This is a genomic window from Sphingobacterium siyangense (genome assembly GCF_007830445.1).
Taxonomy (GTDB): domain Bacteria; phylum Bacteroidota; class Bacteroidia; order Sphingobacteriales; family Sphingobacteriaceae; genus Sphingobacterium; species Sphingobacterium siyangense.
Map to the genome: position 1 here is coordinate 20,331 of NZ_VLKR01000033.1, position 23,231 is coordinate 43,561.

Below are 23,231 nucleotides of genomic sequence, written 5' to 3' on the forward strand. Positions count from 1 at the left end.
ATATAAACAACAGAAAAACGATGAAAAAGAACAAAATTGCTTTTTGGATAGCAACGGTATTTATAGTTCTCTGGGAAGGACTGATGCCACTTGGAACACTGTTATTTGCGCCGCAATATATCAATGCGGGCACAAAACCATTGGGATATCCCGACTATTTTGCCTATGCTTTAATTATCTGTAAGCTGTTGGGCGTTATTGCAATTGCAGTACCGCAGGTTCCGACCAAATTAAAAGAATGGGCCTATGCTGGATTGACATTCAATTTAATATTTGCTTTTATTAGTCACGCATGTGTTGACAAAAATGCAGCATTTATGGTGATGCCCATTTTAGTATTGGGGATACTTGCTGTTTCTTATTTCTATCAGGCGAAGATTACTCGTTTAAGCAACAAAGAGACAGCTGGTACAGGAGCATATCATCAGACTTCAGTAGTGTAGCAAGTTTACCGGATTGTATTGGACTGAAAGAATGTACTGATAGCGAGTAAAACAAAAAAAAAGAAATGGTTATTCACTTATAAACAATATAGTTATGAAAACGAATCATATTTCATTACATCGAATTATTCAGGCAAGTCCTGAAAAGGTATTCCGTGCTTTCGCAGATCCGATAGCACATGCCAGCTGGCTACCTCCTTATGGTTTTGTCTGTACAGTACAGCAAATGGATTTTAAAGTAGGCGGAAGTTTCAAAATGACTTTCATTAATTTTAGTACCGGTCATAGCCATTCTTTTGGTGGTGAGTACCTTGAGATTGAGCAAGATACCTTTATCAAGTACGTGGATCGATTTGATGATCCCAATTTACCGGGTGAAATGACTACGACTGTTTCCTTGCGTAAAGTGATCTGTGGTACAGAGCTTAAGATTGAACAGACTGGAATTCCTGAGGTTATTCCTGCCGAGATGTGCTACCTTGGATGGCAAGAGTCGTTGGAAAAAATGAGAAAACTTGTAGAGCCTGAAATACCGGATGCATAGCCAATTGATATGATGTTAGTTCAGCCAATGGAACGCTTGCAAAGCGGAATTTTCATTACATTCTCAGGAAATTGTAGAGCGGCACTTACGTTTTATCAGACCTGTTTTGGGGGAACGTTACATTTTGATATGTTCGACGAACCCTTGCAGGGCTGTGCTGAAATGCCTGTAGTGAGTGCCACTCTTATTTCCGGACGTATCGCAATTTACGGCTCTGATTTGGTGCACAACGAGGGACGGAGAGTAGGAAACTACGTCGCTGTGTTTTTGCCCTGTCGGGATATTTCCGAGCGTGGGGAATTGATTGAAAGACTTACATCCCAACAAAAAAGAAGAATAGATTTTGATAAGCAGCAGAAATTTATTGAAGTAACTGATTTGTTCAATGTGCGCTGGGTTCTAGGAATTTAGGTTCGGCTTCCTATACATTTGTTTTTTTTGATAAAAAAAAGCAAATTGGACTTAAAATCAGTGCTATGATCTTTGTAGAAAATGAGTTTGCCCCTTTAAAGAAAGTTATTCTTACGGTTTCTGAATTTGGCTTTCCGGAAATGATGAAGGTTGAAGATCTTCGGTTTTTATCTTCCACTGCGCTGGAGGGTGACGATGCCAATGCCGGAAAAGATTTTGGAGAAGTGTATCCCGAATTGCAAAAGGCATGGGAACAAGAGCGCCATAATTTTGCTTTGCTGTTGGAGAAATATGGCGTTGAAGTGTTGCGGCCACGTAACCTAACAACACTTGAAAAAGTGTCCGGAGGAGAACACGGTTATTCTAATTTCTTTGTCCGTGACCCATTTTTCACCATCGGAAATGCCGTTATTGAGGGGTCAATCCGTTTTATGCAGCGGCGCAATGAAATATGGCCCATTCGCGATCTGTTGGAACGTGAAGTTTATCAAAGTGACTGCCTTTATGTGGCAGCGCCAAGACCCGCCATGGCGGAGCAGGAGGAATTGGCCTTATGGCATGGCCCTTTTCTAGAAGGAGGCGACATCCTGGTATACGGTAAACATATTTTTGTCGGCAACTCTGGGCTTTCTTCAAACAGCCTAGGGATTAAGTGGCTCTCTAAACTATTACAGCCTTATGGTTATCAGGTTGAAGAAGTGAAACTTCATCCCAATATACTTCATTTGGACTGTGCACTAGGACTGATCCGCGAAGGATTGATGATCGTTTGTGAGGAAGCGCTACCCTATGGGATACCCCAAAAACTGAAAACATGGGACAAAATTGTGGTCAATTTGAAGGAGGCTAGCTTGCTAGCAACGAATGGTCTGCCTATTAATCCGACAGTCTATGTGACAGATCCTGTTTTTGGCTATATTGGAGATAAGCTCTCCGCTTGTGGTGTCCATGTTGAATACGTTGATTTCCAGATCAGCCGTAGCTTTGGCGGATCCTTTCGATGTAGTACACAGCCATTATTGCGAAGTTTTCAGTAGATCTTTTAATGCTATCTAACCCGCTTGGAGACTCATCTTTTTAGGGTATTTGTCCAAAAGCAAAAACAGTTTTTTTGTCTGCAGATGTGTCTATTGGAAGCTTTTCATTTTCGTTTGTTTTTAACTTTTACTATCTTGATGTAACATATCCTTGTTTTGGTATACTAACATATTATTAACAGTTAAAATAAATTATGAATTTATCCATAGAGACACTTAGTAAGACCTATTCTAATGGAGTAAAAGCTTTAGATGGCGTAAACTTAGAAATTAAGCCCGGGATGTTTGGTTTACTGGGACCAAATGGTGCTGGCAAGTCTTCTTTAATGCGGACAATTGCGACACTTCAGAAACCCGACAGTGGCCGTATTACTTTTGGTGATATTGATGTACTCAAAAATCAGCTCGATTTGCGGAAAGTTTTGGGTTATTTGCCACAGGAATTTGGTGTTTATCCCAATCTCTCTGCATCAGATATGCTGCAATATTTTGCAAAGCTTAAAGGAATTAAATCGAAAGCTGATCGGGATGCCATTATCAACCGTGTTCTTGAGGTTACCAATCTTTGGGACGTACGCAATAAAAGCGTAAGTGGTTACTCGGGCGGGATGAAGCAACGTTTTGGTATTGCGCAATTGTTGCTGAATGATCCCAAGTTAATCATTGTAGATGAACCGACTGCAGGGCTTGACCCCGCGGAAAGACATCGCTTTTTGAACGTTCTACGAGAAATAGGTACAGATCATACCGTCATTTTTTCTACGCATATTGTGGATGATGTGCGTGAACTGTGTCATGAGTTGGCCATTTTGAATGGGGGAAAGATTCTTTTGAGAGGCACTCCTAAAGAATCCATCGATCAATTGGATGGTAAAATCTGGGTACGTATCATCAGTCGGGATCAACTGGATGAGTATACACAAAAATATAACGTTATTTCAACCAATTACAATCAGGACAACACACTCAATATTCGGGTGTACAGCGATGTGCGTCCCGATGAATCATTTGTGAACGCTCAAGGCCAATTGGAGGATGTCTATTTTGTAGCGCTAAAAAATGATCAACGCCATGTTTAAAGCCATCTTTCATTTTGAGTTTGCGCGTTGGTTTAAGAGTTCTGCCGTCTACATCTATATGGCACTCTTCTTTGCGCTTTCGTTGTTTATTATGCTGTCTTCGCTCGGTATTTTTGATGGTATAACGGCAACGACTTCGTCCAACACCATTATGAACTCTCCATGGGCGATTAATGGTATGGTTAATGGCATGTCGACTATTATCTATTTTTTGATACCGTCCATCGTTGGAGCCTGCGTCTACCGGGATTTTCAATACCAGGTGCATACAATACTTTTCAGTTACCCTTTTTCAAAAACGGACTATCTACTCGGTAAATTCTTTGGATCAGTAGCTGTTGTATTGGTTATTGTATTTGCTTCAACCTTGGGTATTATCGTCGCACAATTCGTGCCGGGTATCAATCAATCCTTATTGGGACCAATTCATGTTTGGGCATATTTACAGACCTATCTTGTACAGGTTATCCCAAATCTCATTATTTTTAGTGCAATTATCTTTGTGCTGGTAACATTGACACGAAACGTATACGTTGGTTTTGTCGCGGTGTTGATCCTTATTATTCTTCAGGTGCTGGTTCAGAATCTGGCGAACAATATGGACAATCGTTTTGTGGGGGCATTGATAGATCCTTTTGGGGATAGTGCCATCTCATACTATACCCAATACTGGTCTTCAGATGAGAAGAATGTCAATAATCTTCCCTTTACCGGAGCTGTTATTTATAACCGGTTAATATGGCTCGCTGTCGCAGCCTTATTCATTGGCGGATTTTATATGTTGTTTTCTTTTTCACAACATTCGATTTCCTTTAAATCATCGAAAAAAGGAGCCCGTTTAACCAAAAATAACTTTGATAGTATCTTCAAAATCAATCTGCCTAAAGTAAACTATGATTTTTCGACCTTTCATTATTTGAAAACGACATGGACAATGGCACGGTACGACTATCGCTATATCGTCAAAAATCCGGTGTTTTTAATATTGACTTTGGTAGGAGTATTGTTCATTATCTTGATGGCAAGCACCATTGGCTCGATATTCGGAACGTCGACTTATCCGGTGACCTGGAAAATGCTGATGATCCCGGGGACTACGTTTAAGTTTTTCCTGCTGATCCTGACGTTTCTTTTTACGGGACTTCTTGTCCACCGCGGCAGCATTACGCGGATGGGAGGATTGTTGGATACAACAGCGACGCCCAACTGGGCTTTTATGGGGTCGAAGATTATCGCAATTCTTTTGATGCAATTGACTTTGCTGGCCGTTGTGATTGCGACCTGCATGGGGTTTCAGGTGTACCATCACTATTATAATTTTGAAATTGGACAATATGTGATGCATCTGATGGTGTATGGTATGTTGTCAAATTTGGTATGGCTATTTATTTCACTTTTTGTACATACGCTTTTCAAAAATTACCTGGCTGGATTTTTTGTGTTATTGACCCTCTTTATTGGATTACCCTTTTTATCCATGGTCGGTGTAGAACAGGAGATCTATCAGTTTAATCAGGGACCAGATCTGGATTACTCGGATATGGATGGATTCGGCTATGTTCTTCCGTTTTTAACGTATCGGGTTTATTGGCTGCTTTTTGCGGTGTTTTTTGCTGTCATCGCCCTGCTGTTATGGCGAAGAGGTGGTTTTTCGGGAGTTAGGGAGCGTTGGGGTATTTTTAAGGCGAATTTGGGACCGGTAACAACGGCGCTGCTCATTTTTGCCTTTGCGGGCTTTATTGGCATCGGTGCTGCAATATATTACGAAAACCACATTAAAAATCCATATTATACCAGTTTAGATCATGAAAAACAAGCTGTAGAATGGGAAAAGAAATATAAGAAGTATCAGTACAGGCCGCAGCCCCGTGTCGTGGATATTAAGTTTAATCTGGATATTTTTCCCGATACGCGAAGTTTTAAAGCGCATGCGGACTATGTATTGAAAAACAAGACCAATATGCCTATTGATTCTATTTTTGTCAATTACAATAATTACGATTATATATTTTCTTTAAGTGTACCAAATAAATTGATTTCTGCCGACGATAAATATAATTTCAATATTTATAAACTCGAGAAGCCTATGGCTCCGGGCGATTCTATTGTGTTGAAATTTAGTACTGTTAGTCCGGCCAATACCTGGATAAATGAAAAGTCGCCTGTGAAGGGCAATGGTACGTTTATCAACAATATGCTTTTCCCGAATATAGGCTATCTTGACCGTGGCGAGTTGGTAGACAATGATGTCCGCAAAAAGTATGGACTTCCGTATCGCGATAGAATGGCTGCGCAGACTGACAAAAGGGCCCTGCAGAATAACTATATATCCAACGATGCCGATTGGATCCGTTTTGAAGCTACAGTAAGTACGGCCAAGAATCAGTTGGCTATTGCTCCGGGCTATCTCACAAAACAATGGGAGAAAGATGGTCGTAAGTACTATCAATATAAAATGGATTCGGAAATCCTGAACTTTTTTGCATTTAATTCGGCCGAATATGAAGTCAAAAAAGATAAGTGGAACGGTGTTAATTTGGAGATTTATTACCATAAAGGACATACCTATAACCTCGATCGCATGATGGCTTCCAGTAAGGCTTCTTTGGCTTACTATACGAAAGAATACAGTGCTTACCCGCATCGACAATTGCGTATTATTGAATTTCCGCGCACAGCGGGAACTTTCGCGCAGTCCTTTGCAAATACAATTCCTTTTTCTGAAGCGATCGGTTTTATTGCTGATGTCAATGAGAAGAAAGAAGATGCGGTCGATTATCCCTACGCGGTAACAGCCCATGAGATTGCACATCAGTGGTGGGCACATCAAGTGGTAGGAGCCAATGTGCAAGGGGCTACATTGATGTCCGAAAGTATGTCTGAATATTCATCGCTCAAGGTTTTGGAAAAAAGATATGGTAAAGGGCAGATGCGTAAGTTTCTCAAAGATGCGCTCGATGGCTATTTGCAAGGACGAAGTGCCGAAAAACTAGGTGAAAAGCCGTTGATGTATAATGAAAATCAAATGTACATCCATTACCAAAAGGGATCCCTGGTGCTTTATGCCTTGAGCGATTATCTGGGCGAGGATCTTTTTAACAGGACAGCCCAATCTTATTTACAACGTACAGCGTTTCAAAACCCACCGTATACAACTTCATCAGAGTTTGTGGATAGTTTTAGACAGGCGACTCCTGACTCATTACGTTACCTGATTAAAGATATGTTTGAAACGATCACCCTGTATAACAATAAAATAGAAAAAGTAAGTTCAAAGAAACTTAAGGATGGTAAATACCAGGTTGATATCCAATTTGAAGTGTCCAAGTACCGCGTAGATGGCAATGGGAAAAAGAGTTACAATGACGAAGGTGGGCAGCCGCTGTCCTTTAAGAAATCAGATCGTGTGACTCTGAAATCATTGCCATTGGCAGACTATATCGAGGTAGGTGTTTTCTCGGATAAGAAAAGCAAAGACGGTAATAAACGTCAGGAGCTTTATCTAAAAAAGCATAAAATCGATCGAATCAACAATACGATGACGCTGATTGTTGATCAAAAACCCGAACAGGTAGGTATAGATCCTTACAATAAACTGATCGATATTGAATCGGACGATAATCGAAAGGAAATATAAGGAGAGCCCGGTAAAAAAATCCCCATCATGCGATGGGGATTTTTTTATGGCTTTGTGCTGCCTTCGTTTTTTACGCTGTTCATTTAAAGCGATAAGCACATGTTATTTTAAGAAGACTAGGTTGACACCTTATTTATCTTCGTATTAATGCTGGATTTCTCTTTTTATTTATTTTGGTTTATTCGGGCAATTTTGGCATCGTTATACGCTGTTGTGTACTACTACTGATAGCCCCTAGAAATTTAAGCACAGCATTAATTTCTTCATTTGTGAGGTTCAGCTTTTTCAGCTTCGCCGAATGAATGGGTTTGGTTTTAGGATCTATCGTAACGCTACGCTGTATCGGTTCAGGATTACCGAGATTATAAAGTTGTACGACGTCCAGTAATGTTGGAAAATTACCATGGTGCATCCAAGGTCCTGTAAGGGTGATTTCCCGTAAAGAGGGCGTTCGAAATGCACCTATATCTTCCTGCTTGCCACTGATATGGTAATGTCCAAAGTCCTGCTGCCTGGTACCATATAATGTTTGACCATCATTATGGAACTGATTATCTGAAAATAACGGTGTATTGTGGCAGTTGATGCAGCGTGCTTTAGTCCGAAAAAGATGAAGCCCCCAGACCTCGTCATCCGTCATGGCATCTTTATTTCCTTTAATAAAGCGGTCAAATTTGCTGTTGTAGCTACGAATGCCGCGCTCAAAAGTTGCAATAGCCTGTTGAATGCGCGAGATACTGATCGTACTGTCTCCAAAGGCTGATTTGAACAAAGGCCTGTAACCGGCTATTGCCTGAATATGACGTACAGCTACTTCGGGAGCGGTGTTCATCTCAACGCTATCGGTCAATGGGAATAATACCTGGGCTTCCAAGGAGGGAGATCGTCCATCCCAAAAGAAAGTATGGTAGTATCCAACATTATACAAGGTCATTGCATTTCGCTTTCCTACCCGTCGATTGTGCCCATTTGCTAAGCTTTTGCCGTCGCCCCAGCCCAGTTGCGGATCGTGGCAGCTTGCGCAGGCCAGCTGTTTGGTAGCAGAAAGTCTGGGATCGAAAAACAATAATTTTCCCAGCGCTGACTTTTCCTTGGAAAAGGGATTGTCCAAAGGGTATTCTACATCAGGCAGTGATCCGATATCCACAAAATTTGTTTTTACATCATCATCTAGGTGGGGAGTCGGCCATTGCCTGCTGTCGCCGGAAGCATACAGTCTGCGCCATAGCGCAATATCAGGAATATCCTGATCCTGCACAAAAGCCAGCAAGATCAGGACGACTCCCAATAAACCAAATACAAGTACTCTTCGTATCATTCGTTGTTTATAGTTCTAACGCTTTGGTACTCAATTTGTATTTACGGGTTACCTTATTTGCTCCTCCGATCGCAGACTCGTTAAAATTCACTTCCAAGTCGATTACACCTTCATTTAGGTCATAGGTTCCCGAACCACTGATACCAATTTCAAAGAACTCCATATCTTTTCGTTCTTCAGCGGATTCGGTTTTCTTATAGATTTTTACCTGTTGTTCTTTTACAGTCACTTTACCGATTTTATCATTATTCTCATTTGGTAAAAATTGCAATACCTGATCGACATTTATACCAGCCGTTTTGATGTTTGTTGAGCCGATTTTATCGCTGTAAAGCGTGACCATCTGGAATAGGTTTACCCCGCTATCTGTCACATAAGGATTGGTAAAGCCCATATAAGTTGTGTCTGTTAATGACACGGTAGGATAGTGTGCTCGGATACGTTTGCCCCAGGTTTGAGTGGCATCATCGAAGCGGTAGATATAGAGTTCAAAATAAGCATCTGTACTGGTAAATGCAGCTACGGCATTATATGGCTTAGCAACAGACTCGGGCTCAGGAGTCACGGTACTGTCCTTGCTACAGGACATGGTAAAAAATAAGATGCTGAAAATAGTGACTAGCTTGGATAACTTAAGGATTGCTTTTAAACTGTTCATGTGTTGTTTTATTAATTTGTGTTTTATTGAGTGATTAATAGCCGGGATTCTGTCTCATCAGTGAATTGGAGAGTACAGACTGTTGTGGAATAGGCAGTACCATATGATCATTTGGATAAGTGACATTACAGTTTGCACCAGTACAGTCATTGCGCATAACGGATTGACCTCTACGCATCAGATCCAGGTATAAGAAGCCTTCAAGACAGAGCTCACGACGACGTTCGTCAAGGATCTCCTTGATCAGTAGGTCTTTTGTGTTGAAAAGATAAGCGCCGAGCTGCGGATTACCGCGTAGTCTGATGACATTTAGGTCTGAAATAGCTTCATTAGCATAGCCAAGTTCAGCTGCCGCTTCGGCATGAATCAAATATATTTCGGAAAGACGGATCAACTTGACGCTTGTTACTGCAGTTTGTATAGTTGGATATTTAAATATTCCACCCTGAGCACGCACATCATTTTGCCCATACAAATGGATTAGATCCTGACTTGGTCCAAACTGATAGTAGGAGTTGCCTGAATCATTGACATAATAACTACCGATTGAGTTACTGGAATAATTGCTCGGCACAGCCAATTCGAATATAGATTCTTTGGTGTTGGCCTGTTTCCAACTGTCGATATACTCAGCATTGGTATATAGCGAATAGTTCGCTTTGAGCAGTTCGGCACATAGTTGGTAAGCTTTTTCCCAATCGTTGCGATTTAATGCTAACCGGGCTTGGAGTGCTTTACTTGCCTGTAAGCTCATATATATTTTGGCATTGCCTTCAAATATAGCTTTGCTATTGGCAAATAAAGAATCAGCGAGGGACAGATCAGCCTGTATAAATTGATATACATCTGCCACTGTGGAGCGTGCAATCTGTGCCTCATTGGGTATAATTGTCGTTTTGGCCAATATGATGCCCGGATGTGAAGCATTTTCGGTGTAACGATAAGGCTGGGCATATAACTGCACAAGATCGAAATGAACCAATGCCCGCAGACCATAGGCCTGGGCCATTACGTTATTGCGTTCGAGTTCACTGACATTCTGCATCGCTGGGACACGCTTTATGATATTATTGATTGCATTGAGTAGCGTATACTGATAACTGTATAGACTGTTCATAGAACCATTTTCGGCATCTGTCTCAAAGGAATAAACATCCGAAAGTGTCGTTTTGCTCGCTACGGTAAACGTTAAGTTTCCGCCAAGCAGGTCTGGGTAAACCATACGCAAGCCATTGTAGTAAGTTGACTGAAATAGGTCTTCGTAAACTCCCGCCAAAGCCGATTTAGCACCCTGCATATCTGAAAAAAGCAGGTCGACCGATACTTTGTTTTCCGGTTCTTTATCTAAAAATTTTGAACAGCCCGTTGTGCCCAAAGTGACAAGAAAAGCAATACTTAGCATCTTTATGTTCATAGCTCAAATTATTAAAGGATTAAAGTGTGGTGCGTAGGCCAATCGAAAAATTACGTGTCTCGGGATAGACAAACCTATACTCGCGGATACCGTTTCTGCCAGCGGGGCTTTTGTCTTTGAACCAGTAAAGTACATTTGTAACATTGAAGCTCAAAGCTGTCTGCCCTATGCCGATGCGCTTGGTCAATCGATCTGCCAGGCGATAGCTTAAGGATACGTTGCTCAGCTTGAGATAAGTCATGCTGTACAAATAGCGGGAGGAATTGTTGAGTGGTGAGCTTGAATTAAGTTTGGGGATTGCAGTGATATCGCCCGCATTCTGCCAACGATCCAGTAGGTTGACCGACATATTGGAGTTTGCCAGATTATTGCCATCCCGTAAGTAGGTTGTCGATGCAAACTTGTTGCCACCAAGGTTATACTGTATATTGAAGGTGAACTGAAAACCCTTCCAGCCCAGATTGTTGATGATACTTCCTTGAAAATCAGGCATCGAATTGCCTAGTAATTGGTAAGCGTTTTGACCCATTGCCCGTATTTCAGTCCGATTTAACAGCTCTCCATCTGGGGTATAGAATTGTTCCACTCCGGTGCTTGGATCTACACCGCCCCATTTGATACCCCAGAGCGAAGTTGAACTGTATCCAACACGCTGACCTATACCTACATTATCGGAGGAGTTTGCTGCATATTGTTCAATGAGTGGATTATTAAAGGAGGTCACCTTATTTCTATTCCAACCACCGATAAGGGTACTGTTCCAGGTTATCTTAGACTGTTTAAGCCATTGATAGGCAATGCTTAAATCGAGCCCTTGATTGTACATATTGCCCGAATTGACTGGCATTTTGCCATATCCTGTTTCTAATGGCACACTGATGTCTGTAATGAGATTGCGGATATTATTCCGGTAAAGGTCTAATACAAGACGCAATCTATTGAAGGCATTCAAGTCAAAACCGAAGTTGAATTTGATATTCGTTTCCCAACCTAGATCTGGATTTTCGGCAGCAGAAGAAGAGGGAGTTGCACTCATTTGCCCACCATAGGTCACGTTGTTTAAATCATAAAGCCCTCTGGAAGCATATGATCCGATCCGCGAATTCCCTGTGGTTCCGAAGCTGGCTCGAAGACGTAAGAAATCAATTGCTGCAACGGGTTGCATGAATTTTTCGTTGCTGATATTCCAGCCTAATCCAAGCGCTCCATTGAGTGCGACCTGTTTGTCGCCACCAAACATGGACGACTGATCTGCACGGCCACTCAGAGAAGCATAAAATCGCTTGTCATAGTCGTAATTCATTTGTACATAGTTGGATACTGTCGCATCCGAGATTTTAGAGGAAGACGACTGTGTCGAACTTGCGAGGCCGAGTGAGATGACCCTATCGTAAGTAAAGCCGGTACCTTGGCCCACTAATAATTTGCTGTATTGATCTTTTAGTTCTATCCCCGCAATACCAACAAAACGATGCCCGTTTTGCCATTTTGGGCTATAGGTTAACTGTAACATGGAGGTCCAGCTGTACGTCGTGCGATCGTTGATTCGGAGACGCCCATCTTTAGCTGTGGAAGCACCGGCTATGCCTGAAAGAAAAGTTTCCTGCTTGGATTGCAGCATATTCCCGCCGATAGCTCCGCGCAGGCTTAACAAGGGTAACAGTGCATATTGCAGTTCAATCCGTGCAGTCCCTGTAAAAGCCAAGGCTTTATCTGTATTTTCAGCCAGCGCTGCGACAGGATTCACGAGCCCTAAGAAGGTACTGTAAGTTCCGTCTTCCTTGTAGGGATTTATATTGGGAGGCATGTAAGCAGCATTTGCAAATTGGTCGAGCCCCTCACGCTGCATCAGTGTCGGCGATATAGTCGTGGTCATTTGCAGTTTATCACTAAACTGATTGTAATAACGCATGGAGCTTGTGTATTGCTTCAGTCCATTTCCCGGACTGGCATTTTGTTGATTGCGGTAGCCCATAGAGAGGTAATACGTATCGTTACCTTTTCCGCCCGAAAGTGATAGATTTACATTATCATAGCGTGCATTGCGTGAAGTCAGTCCAAACCAATCTGTATCAATGGTATTGCTACCCGCCAGACGCGTTGCTTCACTCTCGGTTTTGCCCGTATTGATATGGAACTCCCGTAGTAGCTCATAGTATTGCGGCCCGGAGAGCAATTTCATCCGATTGATAAATGTGGATACACCGGTATTGTATGACGCTGTCAACTGCGGTTTGCCGCTCCGCCCAGACTTGGTGGTGATTAAAATCACACCGTTTGCTGCATTAGCACCATAGATTGCGGTTGCGGCAGCATCCTTAAGTACCGAAATGGATTCAATATCTAACGGATTGATTCCTGCAATTGGGTTCAGCAATGTTTCGCCATTAAAAAGCGAACTGGCGTCGCCAATCTCCTGTTCTTGGACAACGACACCATCCACCACGTACAAAGGCTGCGATGAGGTTGATCGTCCAGTATTGCTTGTCAGGTTTGTCAATGTTCCCTGTCCTCGGATATGGAGCTTAACGGATGTGCCCAAGGAAGTGCTGGGTTCGACATATAATCCCGGTACCAATCCTTCCAACATCTTATCGACACTCTCTATAGGGCGATCGGCCTGTAAATCCTTTGCGCTGACGGTATAGACACTTCCGATCATCTCTTCGCGCAGTTTAGGCGCTTCGTAAGTACTGCTGACGAATACTTCTTCAAGCTGTTGATCTAAAGGTGACAGATTGATCTGCTGTACAGCGGTATCCACCTTGAAGTCGTAATTCTGATAACCTAAGTAACGTACGCCTATTCCCTCGCCGCGATTTTCGGCTGCTGTCAGTATGCGATATCGCCCTAAACTATCGGTGAAATAGGTTTTGTTTTCTTTGCGTAGCATAATAGTCGCACCGGCCATAGGTAAGCCTGTTTTGGCATCTTTCACTACACCTCTTAATTGTATGGGTTTTGGCGCCTTGCTGACGGCTATCAGATTTGAATGTTTAATCCGCTGAAAGCGCAACTGAAGCGTTGAAGCAAGTCTCGACAAATACGTATCGATATTCTCTTTTGCTGTCGGAAGTGGAACGCGTCGCTGCAGTCCGATGGATGCATCGTAGGAAAAATGTACAGCATGTTGCTGCGTCAGTAATTGAAAAGCAGTTTCCAAACTCCCTTGGTTGGAAGCATTTTGAGCTGAAACAGCGCCAGCGAATAATAGAAAAAAAGTATTCAATAAACAGGTTCGTCTTACTGTTTTTTTAATAAAGCACATAGGTATCTGTTGCTATTTTTTTTGATGACAATTCTTTTGAAAAACAAATCGCGGCGAGTGCGGTCTCAACAGGCAGCTTCTCAAAATGCCCGCTATACCGCCATCGTGCATTTGGTTTGCTGAGAGAGATGTGGATACCATAATATTGCTCCATTTTTCGCGCGACTTCAGCAAAAGAAGCATTTTGAAAATGCAAAATACCTTCTGCAAAATTATTGATCTCTGTTGGCGTAAATTTATCGAGATGGATCTCCTGATTTGTGACATACCCCTGTTGTCCTGGACTGAGTAGGGCTTGTTTGTTGTTTAATTGGTTGGTCAATTTAATTTTTCCAGAAAACAAACTGACTCTGGTATTTTTAGTGTCAGCTTGTTCTACCAAAAACTGTGTTCCTAATACTGTTACCAAGGTATTGCCTGTTTTTACAGCAAATGTGCGATCAGGCTTTTTTGCAATGTTAAAGCGTGCATCGCCATCTAGCAGGACATACATTGTATCCTTACGGAAATGTTTGGGGTATTTTAGTTTACTACCACCCATCAACGTAATCTGGCTGCCATCAGTTAGATTGACTTTAACCATTTTGCCATTTTGGGCGACGACACTGAGCCATTGTTCAGCGGAAACTGTATTTACAGCTAAAGTACGCTGAGGTGAGTCTTTGTAGAAAAACTGACGGAATGTAAATGTTCCTATGAGCAGGATTGATGCTGCGGCGATCCAGCGCCATCTCGTTGTCAGTCTTCGAGTTTTTGTAGGCACTTTGCTTTCGAGTGTCGCAAATAGTTTGTCTTTTTCAACTTGATATTCCGTTTCGGTGATATGCATTTTTAGGGTATCGAGCATCTTTCGCGCGTCTGCAACAAGATCCAATTTATCCGGATTTTCTGCGATCCATGTATCCCAAAAATGAATTTCCTGTTTATTTGCGGTTCCATTATGATAAGACACAAAACTCTCGTCACTGAGCAAATCAACGCTGTCGTTATAAATTTTTTTCATGTATATATGAAGGTAGAGGGAGCAATTCCGTTTTTTTACCGGATTATTTTTATTTTTTTTCTTTTAAAATCTTAACAGATTCATATACAATGTTATAGATTGTGCGCTGACTATTGCCTGTTTTGGAAGCGATCTGTTCATAGGACATATTTTGAAAAAACCTAAGGTCAATCACCTGTCTTTGTTTAGGTGTGAGGGATTCCAATGCTTTTGATAGACGCGCAGTGGTTTCGTTTACGGTTTCCTGTTGTATGAGTAAAGCTTCATGTGAAGGTGTATTATCATTGGGCTGATAATTTCCTGAATTTAATTTTTCATTCAATACGCGATGGTCATTCAGGACACGGCGTAGCCATGTCATTAAATAAGACTTGATATTATCAACATCGGGCAGACGGTCACGTTTTTCCCATAGTTCTAAGAAAAGATGTTGTATACCGTCTTTTACGGCCTCGCGCGAATACCCCAACATAACGCCATAAGCGAAAAGCTCTCGATATACTAAGTCATATAAGGATTCAAAAGCTTCAGAAGAACCTTTTAATGTAGCTGTCCAATGTTGTTTCATGGTAAGAATGGCGCAAATCTACATTTTTATTTAGAATAATTACAAATAAGATTCTCGTTTGTATTTTTTTTGAATAAATATTTCTAGAAAAATGAAGGAATAGATTGGCATCTGCTATATGATTTGGCCTGTTTATTTCGTCAGATTTTTTGTACTGTTCTTAAATTTTTGGCATATAGATGGCTATTTCTTTGCTTTAGCAATCGTAAGGTGTGGTTACTTTTTTGTTCTGGGCTCCCACCTGGGTTCGAACCAGGGCCCAAAAGATTATGAGCCTTTTCTTCTGTACCTCATTACTAATTGGAAGAGCTTGGACGCTGCTTTGATAACGTAGTTAGTCGAATATTTTTTACTTATCAAAATTTAGCTCCGTTACACTATCTTTACAAAATTTGTGATAAAAATTGTCTCCTCCGATTTTAGGTTTACATTCTGAACTTTGTAGATGGAAAATAATTAATGGAATTAACAGTAGTTTAATATTGGGTTTACCTTGTGTAGGTTAATTTTGGAAGATGAAAGTTCGGTTTTCTGAAGTAAAATAGATCTAATGATTTGCTAAATCGAAATGAGCATTCTAGAAGAATTAATAAATAAAAAACATCAGGCGCTGAAAAAAATAGTTGTTTGCTATGGCCAAGAACTGTATAGGTTAGCTTTTCGTATCGTGAAAAATCAGTTTGCGCCCTTTATACATATGAAAAATAATAGACTATATATGAAAAAATTACTGCTGTCTTTGATGCTCTGTTATGCTACAATTGCTGGAGCGCAGACCGATCGTGTAAACGTCTTCTTGGGATCTTCCGGCGACCACGGCCAGCTTTCACCAGCGGCTTCTTCTCCTTTCCATCAATTGAGCATTGTGCCTTATACTAATCCGGGAACGCATACGGGCTATGAGCATCTTGCCAAGGAAATTAAAGGCTTTACACACAATCGCCTTGAGGGAGTAGGTTGTATGGGCAGTGGTGGACTGATCCTTATTAGACCATTTATAAAAAATGATATAAAGCCGCTGAATAAAATTGACGAGCATGCCCAACCTGGGTATTATGCTTTAAAAACCGCAGAGGGTATTCAAGTTGAAGTGGCTGTGAATAATGATTTTGGTCGTGAACAATACACTTTTCCCGTGGGTAGAAAAGGTTTTTTTATTGATTTGGGGCATGCTTTCAATGGCGCTTTTGTTGACAATGAATTTACACAGGAGGGTAATCTGCTATTCGGTAAAGTACGTGCAAAAACGACCTGCCATGTGGGAACATATACCATTTATTATGCGCTGGAAATTCCTACAGCGAGCGGATGGCGAAAGGAGGGGAACAAAATCTGGGTAGACCTGAAGGAGGAAAGCCTTATAGCAGATGTCAATATTGCATTTTCGGCTGTGGATCAACAGGACGCAAGAAAGACACTTGCAGAATATGATAAGCTAGATTTTTCAACGGTAAAAAAACGTGCAGCTGATCGTTGGAAAACTGCCCTGTCGGTACTGCAGGTAAAGGGCGATTCGGATAAGGTAGATTTATTCTATTCCTTGCTCTACCGCAGTTTACAATCTCCTTTTGTTATCAGCGATGAGCAGGGAAATTTTAGGGGAACAGACGGGAAAATACATCGTTCCAAAGAAACACGTTATCATGGATGGGCAATTTGGGACAATTATAAAACACAACTACCGCTTTTGGAGCTGATAGATACTGAAATGTATGAGGGCGTTGTCTCCTCGATTGCAGACCTGTACCGTTATGGGAAATTTGACTTTGCAGGAGCTCATGAACCAGCAAATTCGGTCCGGACAGAACATGCCGCTGTCGTTCTTTTGGATGCGGTCAAGAAAGGATATCGGGTCGATATTGATGGAATAAAAGATTCGTTAATACACGATACCCTGCGCTATGATTTTAAGAAACCGGACAAGTACCTTGAAGCATGTTATGATATGTGGGCAATGTCCAAGCTTTTTCCGCAGAACAGCAAAACCTATCTGGAGCGAGCAAAATCATATCAGGCAATTTGGAATAAAGATTTTAAAGACCTGACCAAACGGGATGTCGACCGTATGTCGGCACGGGATATGTATCAGGGAACAATTAGGCAATATCGTTGGAATGTACCTTTTGATGTTATGGGATTAAGAAAGCTAGCAGGTGGTGAAGAAAATTTCACACAGCAACTGGATGAGTTTTATGACGGTTATTATTTCAATAGGGCGAATGAACCGGATATGCAATCGCTGACCTTATATAATGCGAGTAAAACCCCTTGGCGCTATCAGGAGTGGATACATCGAATTGCATTGGACACCATCATACAATATTACTTTAATGACAACAGCCGTGGAATCGGAGCACATATCGACCGGATCTATAAAAATGAGCCTAAAGCCTTTGTAAGAACCATGGACGACGATGCTGGTGCTATGTCGAGCTGGTGGGTGCTTTCTGCGATCGGATTGCAACAACCTTTGGTCGGGGAACCTATTTTTTATATCAGCGTGCCATTTTTTGATCAAATCAGATTGGAAAATAAAGAGAATCCACTGACCATTGAGGTGCCGAATCGAAGCGACAAAACGCGTTATATCAAATCGATTAAGTTGAATGGAAGGGATTTGAAGAGGTTATGGATCACACATGAAGAGCTTAGAAAGGGAGGGACGCTACAGATTGAATCGTCGGAAATACCAACTGATTATGGAAGGGATGATCCTTGGATAAGTCACATAGAAAACAATTAAACATAAGTTGATCAGAGATTGTAGACTAAATTGGCGTTTTTTACTACTTGGAGATTTAAATATACTGACCATACAGATTTGAAAATCGATGACCAGTTAATTTGCTCCAGAATAGAATAACCTCATGCTAAAATAATGCAGTTACAAAATTTGCGATAAAAACTACGAAACTCAATAGTTGTTAATATCAAAGTACGATTGATCAGAGAGTCAGAGTTATTTGGCTACTTTTATTTGAGGTATTGAATCTGCGATTGGAGAGATCAAGACTGTATTTTCAAGGTGTAAATTTCTATATACTTTTGGGGTCAGACCTTTATGGTTTTTAAAAAATTTGTTTAAATGGCTTTCATCGGTAAAACCAAATTCATATACGATCTGCGATAGTGAAACGGTCGGAACAGTTAATCGAGTTTGAATTAAGTTTATGCGGTATTCGTTGACATAATTTCGATAACTTATACCAAACTTTTTTTTGAAATAATCACTGAAATAACTATTCGCAATAGAGAAGTGAGCGGCGATGTTTTTAATCTGAATAATTGACGGTTGGTAGATATGTTGATGTATGAAGGAAATGAGCTCTTCTTTACCGGGCTGACCATTGTCAATTCTTATATGAAGTTTAGCAGCAGCTTCGCTAATTAAGACTAAGATAGATCGTATCTGATAAAATATGAGCGCTGAACGAGAGATATCCTTCGAAAATTTGTACAATACTATATTCTCAATAATATTTCGAAGTATAGCATTGGAAGGTTCATCTATTTTTAATTTCACTTCCTTTAATAACTTATTCTTCATTATTCGGACAGGTTCATATAAATTGAAATTATCTACTGTATGCTGTGAGTGTTCTGACAGATATGCGTCTGTGAACTTTATAAATGTGAAGTGAGTACTTTTGTTTATCTCAAAATAATGTTCGTCTTCTGGACTTATTATAAACAGATCTCCTTCCCCATATTGAAACCTATTATTGTTCAGTAAATGAATGCCACTACCTTTGTGGATATAAACCAGTTCATAATAAGTATGGCTATGAAGGGGTAAATGAAAAGTCTTTTCTTCATAATCATGAATAACGAGTTGATCAAACTGTATTTTCTTCATTTTAAAAAGTGCTTACGATAAAAATACAAAAAATACCTTTAAATATACCTGGGCGTGGCGCCGGTAATATGCAATCTTTGTAATAGAAGATTTATCATTTTGTATCAATTACTTTATTTCACATTTATGCAAGATAACATTGATTTTTTGCCTTTTATTACGGGCTCTTTTGCCAAACCAGCTTCTGAGAATCCAACTGTAATGATGATTGAAGCAGCTTATAGATATCACAGTATCAACGCTCGTTATCTGAATTGCGAGGTTGAGCCTATGCATCTGGCAGATGCTATCAAAGGAGCAAAAGCCATGGGATGGATTGGTTTCAATTGTTCTATTCCACACAAAATAGCGGTCGTTCCATATCTTGATGAATTAGGAGGCTCTGCACGATTGATAGGTGCGGTTAATACTGTAGTTAGAAGGGGGGACCTTTGGATAGGTGAGAATACAGATGGAAAAGGATTTTTAAAAGCGCTAGAAATTATTGAAGATCCTAAGGACAAGTGTATTACAATATTTGGTGCTGGAGGAGCTGCTCGCGCAATTGCAGTTGAATTGGCGTTAGCGGGAGCCCATACAATTATTATTGTAAATAGGGACAAATCTAAAGGTGAAGAACTTGCCGATCTGATAAATAGTAATACTAAAACTAACGCGTTATTTAACTGTTGGGAAGGAAGGTATAAGATAAAATTATCAACGAATATTTTGATCAATGCAACTAGTGTAGGGCTGTTTCCCAATGTGGATCAAAAACTCGATATTGAATTTGATCTTATCGGAAAGGAGATGATTATCGCAGATGTTATACCCAATCCCCCAGATACTCATTTTATAAGAACCGCTCGAGAAAAGGGATGTAGCGTTTTAAATGGTCTTAGTATGCTCGTTAATCAAGGCAGAATAGCAATTAAATATTGGATGGATATGGACGTTGAGCCTTCTGTTATGCATTCAGCGTTGGCCAATGTTTTAAAAATACACTAATGATCAAATTTAAACGTGTAGATCATATACTCATAAGTGTTCCTTTAGGCGGGCTAGCTTCAGCGCAAAGGTTTTATGCTGAGATATTGCGTTTGAATCAAATCCTTGGTAATCATCCCAGGGGGGCTATTTGGTTTGAAATCGGAGATATCCAGCTTCATATTCGTGAAGAAAAGTACCATCAAACAAATTCTGATATACATCCTGCGTTTGAAGTTTTTGACTTATCCCATGCTAAATTATTTTTGAAGAATCAGAATATAATCGTAAAATACTCGTCCAAGATAGATGGTCGAGAACGATGTTTTTTTCGAGATCCATTCGGAAATAGGTTTGAATTGATCGAATATCTAAGGTGCTAATATAGTGTAAACTTTACAGAAAAGGTATTTTATTTCTTGTGGTGTTCATAAACTTTTGCGCTGACGGTTGCTATAGTTTTTTCTTTAGCAGGTGAAAAATCCCGTTAGATATCTTTTTACGTGAAGTTCAATAAAAAACTATGCAAAACAGGCCGAAATAGAGTGATTCTCCTAGGCCGTTATATCGTCGCAAAACGATGCTTAGAAACGGAAAAAGTCGCTTTTCTATATAGAAAAGCGACTTTTTTGTTCTGTGCTCCCACCTGGGCTCGAACCAGGGACCAAAAGATTATGAGTCTATTAGTCGGTACCTCATTACCTAACGCAAAAACGTTGTTTCTAGCTTGCTAAGGCAATATATTGAATATTTTTTACTTATCAAAATTTGGGGCTGTTACACTATCGTTACATATTTTGTTATAAAATTATAATTTAAATAAGATTTGATCTTAAAATAGCTTCATTTTTGAAAGGTCGAGAAAGGAAATTTTAAACTGATTAGTTATTGAAAATATCGTAAGTTTTATTTCTCAAATATGTATTTGATACTTCTTGAAATTGGTTTCGATATCCATTGTGAATTCGAATCTCACGTTATAATTAAATCAGGTTATCTATTAACAAAAGAGACCTTGTTGTGTCTGGAATTGAAACTGAGCAACTCAAACAGGCAAGGTGATAGAATGCCTGTCAAGAATTGTGTTCAAAATTTTTACGTTCGAGGAGTTGAATGGAAAAAGCTATAGCTAAAAGACTGTTTATATCCAGATAACCAGAGTTCTATTTATCTATATCGATAGCCCATTAGATATATAGCCAATGGATTTTTTGCCTAGTGTATAAAATCAATCTAAGTATACTGTTCAGTATACTAAAAAGAGGCTTAACGGTTTCGTTAAGCCAAATGAGTATCCCCGGAGGATATTCTAAACCCAATCTTAGACAAATGGAGCAAGAAAAGTAGGGTCTGCCCAACTTCCGCTTGCTGAAAGTGTGTTTTTTCATGATAACAGTTAAGTTCTAAAATAACATTTTTTGGATAAATAACTTTCCTATTTCCGGGGAAGGCTACATTATCACCAGAGGAGTTTGAAAGGAAATTGAATAAATAAAATATTGCACCTTAACCAAGTGTCCATTTTATTGTTGCAATTCCACACTTTCTTCTTCTTTGCTCATGTTGTTTATAATTATTTATTATTGTCTACGGTTTTTAGTTTTAATTATTTTGATAGCTCTACAGGTTATCAAGTAGACAATGAAGATGAGAACCGTAACTATTATAATACTATAATAATTTCTGATAGAACTCACCAACATCGGTTGTGTTTCAACTTTATTTATGATTGGAGATCTAAAAGATGCCAGTAATTGATTATTGATCATTATGCTTAGACAAAAACCTAAATATCTAGCAAAAATACCTAACAATGAACCGTTAAACGCAGTCCGTAAAGGAAGTGCTCCTAAAGTAAATATCACAAGAGGAACTATTAAAGTTCCAGTAGCTAGCCCGAAAAAAAAGAGAGGTAAAACAAAATCGTATACTTCACCCTTGGATGAAAGCAATGCCAACATATATATGAAATACATTGTAAGACAAGAAAACCCCATGATAACTAAATTAATTATTGGCTTACCCATAATTAGTAATCTCGCTGTAGTAAAAAGACCTATGCATATCCCAGTAATGTTAGCCAGCCAAATGGGTACCATGTTTACAGGACTTACACCCAACACTACCTCGAGATGAACATATGTTAACCCAATTGTTCCCTTGAAAACATAAAAGAAAGTTAGAAGAAGCAGTCCAGCTTTAAAGTTTCCAACTTTTAAAGTACGAAGTTCAATAAGCGGATGTTTATATCTCAGTTCTCGTATAGTGAAAAGAATAGCCGTAATTAGTAGCAGAACGCTTAGTTTGATTACTTTAAAATTGTCAAACCACTTTAGGAATTTTCCGTATACTGAGATGTAGCTGATAATGAGGCATAAATAGCAGTATAAGGACAATCCCACCCAGTCAAAGTGGTAAAGTGGTACTTTCCTAGAAAATCTGCCTGCTGAATTAAATGTTATCCACACCAACAGCCAGACTGGTATCGAAGCTACAATGAGACCGGCAAAAAGGTAGTTAAAATTAAAGTATTCAAGCATGTGTGTGGAATATATGGCACATATGGGCCCCGAGGTTTGTAGCCCGCCGTAGAAAACGGCGTAACCAATGAGTTTCGCTCTGCTTGGATGAAGTCTGGCAAAAGTGAGATTTAGAACTATATTACATAGTAAGGAGCAGACTATTCCCTGTATAATTCTACAAGCTAGAAATACACCCCAGTCCCTTACATAAAAACACACAATATAACTTAAAATATTTAATGCAAGACCGAAAATTAAGTAATCCTTAACACGAAAATATTTTATGATGCGTAAGTCCAAAGTTAAAAATATTACAATTACTGCATATAGCAAAACCACTGAATATTGGATATCTAGTTGATCAACGCCATAAAAAGTAGCTGCAATTTTTGTATTGCTGGAATACAAAGAAAAACTAAACAGGGAGGTCATCAAAACGGCAAATATAATGGATCTGGCTAACCACTCTGATACCCAAGGTTTAAATATCTGAAGATGCAATGTCAT

At 40.0% G+C, this 23,231-nt stretch carries 16 protein-coding genes; 8 read left to right on the top strand and 8 right to left on the bottom strand.

What is annotated here, in order from left to right:
* The first annotated feature begins 20 nt into the window (after positions 1-20).
* The 6 genes from IQ31_RS22220 to IQ31_RS22245 all read left to right on the top strand — a co-directional run bounded on the left by IQ31_RS22220 (position 21) and on the right by IQ31_RS22245 (position 7,151).
* Complete coding sequence (locus IQ31_RS22220) at positions 21-443, top strand: DoxX family protein (RefSeq protein WP_145330114.1); 423 nt, start codon at positions 21-23, stop codon at positions 441-443.
* A 94-nt stretch (positions 444-537) separates the two neighbouring features.
* Positions 538-987 (top strand): SRPBCC family protein, encoded by a 450-nt coding sequence (locus IQ31_RS22225; RefSeq protein WP_145330116.1) that lies wholly within the window; start codon positions 538-540, stop codon positions 985-987.
* Between the two features lie 9 nt (positions 988-996).
* Positions 997-1,398, top strand: coding sequence for a VOC family protein (locus IQ31_RS22230; RefSeq protein ID WP_182330823.1), 402 nt, complete (start codon positions 997-999; stop codon positions 1,396-1,398).
* Between the two features lie 65 nt (positions 1,399-1,463).
* A complete protein-coding gene (locus IQ31_RS22235) occupies positions 1,464-2,435 on the top strand; it encodes a dimethylarginine dimethylaminohydrolase family protein (RefSeq protein WP_145330118.1) in 972 nt (323 codons plus the stop codon).
* 194 nt (positions 2,436-2,629) lie between these two features.
* Entirely contained in the window at positions 2,630-3,514 is an 885-nt protein-coding gene (locus tag IQ31_RS22240; protein WP_145330120.1) for an ABC transporter ATP-binding protein, read from the top strand.
* Complete coding sequence (locus IQ31_RS22245; protein ID WP_145330172.1) at positions 3,507-7,151, top strand: M1 family aminopeptidase; 3,645 nt, start codon at positions 3,507-3,509, stop codon at positions 7,149-7,151. Before IQ31_RS22240 ends, IQ31_RS22245 begins: the two co-directional genes overlap by 8 nt.
* A gap of 178 nt (positions 7,152-7,329) precedes the next feature.
* Here IQ31_RS22245 and IQ31_RS22250 read toward each other — a convergent pair whose 3' ends face one another.
* From IQ31_RS22250 to IQ31_RS22275, 6 genes are read right to left on the bottom strand one after another with little or no spacing between them, the layout of a single operon-like run.
* The gene (locus IQ31_RS22250; protein ID WP_145330122.1) at positions 7,330-8,469 is read right to left on the bottom strand and encodes a cytochrome-c peroxidase; all 1,140 of its coding nucleotides are present in this window, start codon (positions 8,467-8,469) and stop codon (positions 7,330-7,332) included.
* 7 nt (positions 8,470-8,476) lie between these two features.
* Positions 8,477-9,127: a hypothetical protein gene (locus IQ31_RS22255; protein ID WP_145330124.1), complete on the bottom strand. Its 651-nt coding sequence runs from the start codon at positions 9,125-9,127 to the stop codon at positions 8,477-8,479.
* 34 nt (positions 9,128-9,161) lie between these two features.
* On the bottom strand, positions 9,162-10,541 hold the full coding sequence (locus tag IQ31_RS22260) for a RagB/SusD family nutrient uptake outer membrane protein (RefSeq protein ID WP_145330126.1): 1,380 nt from the start codon (positions 10,539-10,541) through the stop codon (positions 9,162-9,164).
* A 19-nt stretch (positions 10,542-10,560) separates the two neighbouring features.
* Entirely contained in the window at positions 10,561-13,770 is a 3,210-nt protein-coding gene (locus tag IQ31_RS22265; protein ID WP_158638953.1) for a SusC/RagA family TonB-linked outer membrane protein, read from the bottom strand.
* Positions 13,771-13,795: 25 nt separating this feature from the next.
* Complete coding sequence (locus IQ31_RS22270; protein WP_075993935.1) at positions 13,796-14,812, bottom strand: FecR family protein; 1,017 nt, start codon at positions 14,810-14,812, stop codon at positions 13,796-13,798.
* A gap of 49 nt (positions 14,813-14,861) precedes the next feature.
* Positions 14,862-15,380, bottom strand: coding sequence for an RNA polymerase sigma factor (locus tag IQ31_RS22275; RefSeq protein ID WP_088162722.1), 519 nt, complete (start codon positions 15,378-15,380; stop codon positions 14,862-14,864).
* 718 nt (positions 15,381-16,098) lie between these two features.
* On the opposite strand from IQ31_RS22275, the gene IQ31_RS22280 reads away from it, so the two are divergent.
* The gene (locus IQ31_RS22280; protein WP_158638954.1) at positions 16,099-18,123 is read left to right on the top strand and encodes a glycoside hydrolase domain-containing protein; all 2,025 of its coding nucleotides are present in this window, start codon (positions 16,099-16,101) and stop codon (positions 18,121-18,123) included.
* A 216-nt stretch (positions 18,124-18,339) separates the two neighbouring features.
* Here IQ31_RS22280 and IQ31_RS22285 read toward each other — a convergent pair whose 3' ends face one another.
* Positions 18,340-19,236, bottom strand: coding sequence for a helix-turn-helix domain-containing protein (locus tag IQ31_RS22285; protein WP_088162720.1), 897 nt, complete (start codon positions 19,234-19,236; stop codon positions 18,340-18,342).
* A gap of 126 nt (positions 19,237-19,362) precedes the next feature.
* Between IQ31_RS22285 and aroE the strand changes: the two genes are divergently transcribed.
* Positions 19,363-20,223: a shikimate dehydrogenase gene (gene aroE, locus IQ31_RS22290; RefSeq protein WP_145330133.1), complete on the top strand. Its 861-nt coding sequence runs from the start codon at positions 19,363-19,365 to the stop codon at positions 20,221-20,223.
* 1,559 nt (positions 20,224-21,782) lie between these two features.
* On the opposite strand, the gene IQ31_RS28300 is transcribed toward aroE, so the two are convergent.
* The gene (locus IQ31_RS28300) at positions 21,783-23,231 is read right to left on the bottom strand and encodes an MFS transporter (RefSeq protein ID WP_208734350.1); all 1,449 of its coding nucleotides are present in this window, start codon (positions 23,229-23,231) and stop codon (positions 21,783-21,785) included.